Below are 3,857 nucleotides of genomic sequence, written 5' to 3'. Positions count from 1 at the left end.
GCGCCGAGCGAGGGTTCACGCTGACCCTCGCTCGGCGCTCGGGCTCGGACCAGACCGCGGCCCGCCGGTCACGGCTCCGGATCACTCGGACCTGGTATGACACCGGCCGCGTTCGGGATCACCGGGTCGGCTCGGTCGCGCCGGGGTGCGACTCGCGGAGCGAGTCGCCCACCTTGGCCGCGCTCGGTCACCCCTTCACGACGGCGCTGACGGTGCTGCCGATGAAGTCGCGGTTGAGCTGGGCGATGTGCTCGACGCTGATCTCCTTCGGGCACGCGGCCTCGCACTCGTTGATGTTCGTGCAGTGCCCGAACCCCTCGCGGTCGTGCGTCGCGACCATCGACCGCACCCGCTGGTACCGCTCGGCGTCGCCCTGCGGCATCTGGGCCAGGTGGCTCACCTTGGCGCTGAGGTACAGCATCGCCGAGGCGTTCGGGCACGCGGCCACGCACGCCCCGCACCCGATGCACTCGGCCGCGTCCATCGCGCGGTCCGCGGCCATCTTCGGGACCGGCAGCGCGTTCCCGTCGGGCGCGCCGCCGGTGTTCACGCTCACGAACCCGCCCGACTGGACGATCCGGTCGAACGCGCTGCGGTCGCACACCAGGTCCTTGATGACCGGGAACGCGCCGGCCCGCCACGGCTCGATGTACACGTGCTGGCCGTCGAAGAAGCTCCGCATGTGGAGCTGGCACGTGGTCGTGGCCCGCTCCGGGCCGTGCGCGAGCCCGTTGATCATCATCGCGCAGCTGCCGCAGATCCCCTCGCGGCAGTCGTGGTCGAACGCGACCGGGTCGTTCCCCTCCTTCATGAGCTGCTCGTTGAGCGTGTCGAGCATCTCGAGGAACGACATGTCCGGGCTGACGTTGTCGAGCTGGTACGAGGCCAGCTTGCCCGCGTCGGTGCGGGACTTCTGCCGCCAGATGTGGAGGGTGAGCTTCATGGGGGTCCGCTACGGGTCGAGGGTGGCTGTGTGTCTGTATTTATAGTAGGCGCGCGGGGGGAAAGTCGTGCGGGCGAGCCGGGAGCGTCCGCGACCGGATGGCGGGAGGAGAACCAACCACAGAGCCACAGAGGGCACAGGGACAGAACCAAACACCGAAGCGGACCCAGGGTTGACACCCTGGGCTACGCACTGCCGCCCCCTTCGGGGGCTCAGTGCTTTGAGTCCCGGAGGGACGACAGTGCGTAGCCCAGGGTGTCAACCCTGGGGCCGCTGTGGTTCATCCTCTTTCAGAGTCACCCCCGCCAAGTTACTTCTTCTTCGGGTCCAGGTTCGCCCGCAGGTCGTCGTCGGTGACGGCGGACGCGACGCCGTCCTTGGGCACCTCGACCTTGCTCACCCACAGCAGCGCGTTGAGCACCACCTTGCGGTAGTTGTCGTCGCCCCAGTTCCGGTGGACGTGCCCGCCGGTGAACCCGACCCCGCGGCCCCCGTCGGCCCGCTCGGTCGCCCACATCATCGCCTCGCTGCGGCCCTTCGCCTCCTGGATGTGCTTGTACGGCCCCTTCGGGTACACGTACGGGCCGTCGCGGACCGCGTCGCTCGGCTTGGCCGACAGGATCGGGGTGACGCCCTTCATCTCGTCGCGGAACCGCATGTTGAAGTACCACTCGTCCCTCACCGAGAACGGCTTGACGCCGTTGGCGATCGGGTGGCTCGGGAACTCGGTGAACTCGGGCTTCCACATCGGGTTGCACGAGAACCCGCCCTCGTAGTACCCGCCGATCCACTCGCGGAACTCGGGGCCGCCCAGGTCCTTCGGCACCTCGACGCCGTAGTGGGCGCACATGAGGCCGACCCCCTTCGCCATGAGCTTGCCGATCCGCTCCAGCCGCTTCTCGCGCACGAGCGGGTGCCCGGCCCCGCCGTCGGCGTAGCACAGGATCGCGTCGGCGGTGTCGAGGGCCGAGTCGTCCTTCGGGTACCCGCTCTTGAAGACGACGACGTCGAGCCCCTGGGTGCCCTTGAGGCACTTTTCGAGGAGCAGCACGCCGGCGTTGAACTCGTGGTCGCCGGGGCCGTGGCTCGGCGTGCCGGCGATCATGACGAGCTTCTTCGGCTTGGCCTCGGCGGCGACGAGCGCCGGGGGGAGCGCGACCGCGGCGCTGGCGGCGAGGAAGGCGCGGCGAGAGAGCGGCATGAGGAGACCTCCGGGGGATAGCGTGATTGTCGGGAATCGCGGCCGCCGTGCCAGGGCGAGTACAGGTGGTTCGAAGCGGTCGCCGGGGGCGTACTGCGGATCGAGAATCTCTCCGCGTGGCGGCCCCTCACCCGCGACCCGCAGAGCCGGGTCGCGACCTCTCCCCGTAGGAACGGGGCGAGGTGGGGCTCGCCCGGTTTCTCGTCAGCGATGCGGCGCGGTCAGCGTTTGAGCAAGCCAACTACCCCACCTCGCCCCGTTCCTACGGGGGGAGGTCGCCGCGAGTCTTCGAGCGGCGGGTGAGGGGCACCACCTACAACTCGGCCCAATCACCTTTGGCAATCGAGCACTACACCCCGCCGCTCGCCTCGCGCAAGCACGCCGGCAGTTCCTTCGCCAGCACGTCGATCTCGGCTTCGGTCGTGTAGAAGTGGTGGCTCACGCGGACCATCAGGCGGTCGCGCCGCTCGATCACCGGCACCTCGATGCGGCGGTCCCACAGCGCCTTCCGCAGCTTCGGGGCGCTGACGACGGCGGGGAGGTTGAACGCGGTCATCGCGCCGCTCATCCCCGGCGTCCCGGGCGTCGCCAGTGACAGGCCAGTGTCACCGATCGCCTTCCGGGTGTAAGCCGCCAACTCGGCCATTCGCGAGCGGACCGCGTCGAACCCGAGTTCGGCCTGGAAGTCGATGGCGGCCGGCACCGCGAGCCACGGGCAGAAGTCGCGGGTGCCCTCGAACTCCAGAAAGCGAACCCGCGGCGTCGAGCCGTACACGTCGCGGGCGTCCGGCCCGGTCGAGCGCGCGACCTCGCCGATCGGGTACCTGTCGGCGTGGTAGCCCCACGAGACGTGCAGCGGCTGGAGCCGGTCCTCGTTCCCCGGGCCGATCACGAGGAACCCGGCCCCCGACGGCGCGAGCAGCCACTTGTGCAGGTTCCCGGTGTAGAAGTCGGCCCCGACGTCGCTCACGCTGAGCGGCAGCATCGCGGGGGCGTGCGCGCCGTCGACCACCGAGACGATGCCGTGCGAGCGGGCCAGGGCGCACAGTTCCTTGGCCGGGAGCACCAGCCCCGTCGGCGAGAGGACGTGGCTGAAGAACAGCACGCGGGTCCACGGCGTAATCGCCTTGCGCGCCGCTTCGACGATCTCCCCCGGGTCGGTTGCCATCGTCGGCAGCGCAAACTGCCGCACCCCGAGCCCCTGCCGCTGCCCGGCCCGCTCCCAGCACCAGACCATGCACCCGTACTCGTGGTCGCTCATCAGGATCTCGCCCGGCGCGTTGAGCCGCAGCCCGGACGCCACGAGGTTGATGGCCGCCGAGACGTTCGTGGTGAAGACGAGCCGCTGCGGGGTGGTGCCGAGAAAGGCCGCGGTGCGCTCGCGGGCCTCCCAGAGCAGCGGCGGGGCCTGGCGGACGTAGAAGTCGGTCGGCCCGGCGGCGAGCTTGAGGCGGATCGCGGTGACGCGGTCGAACACCGGCCGCGGGAGCGGCCCGAACGACCCGGTGTTGAGCATGGTGACGGTCGGGTCGAGGAGCATCCGCTCGCGGGCCGCGGCCCAGTCGGGCTGTTCGTCGGGCATTCCGCACTCCGCACGGGACTCGGCTTCCGAGGGATGGTGTATGACCCGAGCGGCGGGTAGGATCGGCTGCAGATTATCGCAGGAGCCCTGGCGAGCCGGGAGCGTGAGCGACCGGAGCAACGTCTCTCCGG

The 3,857-nt window shown here is 70.1% G+C and carries 3 protein-coding genes; all 3 read right to left on the bottom strand.

All coding sequences use genetic code 11. The features are described from left to right. Positions 1 to 187 precede the first annotated feature (187 nt). The 3 genes from ACTIGN_RS16920 to ACTIGN_RS16910 all read right to left on the bottom strand — a co-directional run bounded on the left by ACTIGN_RS16920 (position 188) and on the right by ACTIGN_RS16910 (position 3,726). Entirely contained in the window at positions 188 to 943 is a 756-nt protein-coding gene (locus ACTIGN_RS16920) for a succinate dehydrogenase/fumarate reductase iron-sulfur subunit (protein WP_439625911.1), read from the bottom strand. Between the two features lie 310 nt (positions 944 to 1,253). After that, positions 1,254 to 2,144: a ThuA domain-containing protein gene (locus ACTIGN_RS16915; RefSeq protein ID WP_439625909.1), complete on the bottom strand. Its 891-nt coding sequence runs from the start codon at positions 2,142 to 2,144 to the stop codon at positions 1,254 to 1,256. Between the two features lie 349 nt (positions 2,145 to 2,493). After that, positions 2,494 to 3,726 (bottom strand): aminotransferase class V-fold PLP-dependent enzyme, encoded by a 1,233-nt coding sequence (locus ACTIGN_RS16910; RefSeq protein WP_439625907.1) that lies wholly within the window; start codon positions 3,724 to 3,726, stop codon positions 2,494 to 2,496. Positions 3,727 to 3,857: the final 131 nt, after the last annotated feature.

Origin of the sequence: Gemmata sp., assembly GCF_051859125.1 — a bacterium.
In the GTDB taxonomy this organism is placed as follows: domain Bacteria; phylum Planctomycetota; class Planctomycetia; order Gemmatales; family Gemmataceae; genus Gemmata.
This window is presented reverse-complemented; position numbering and strand designations above follow the sequence as displayed.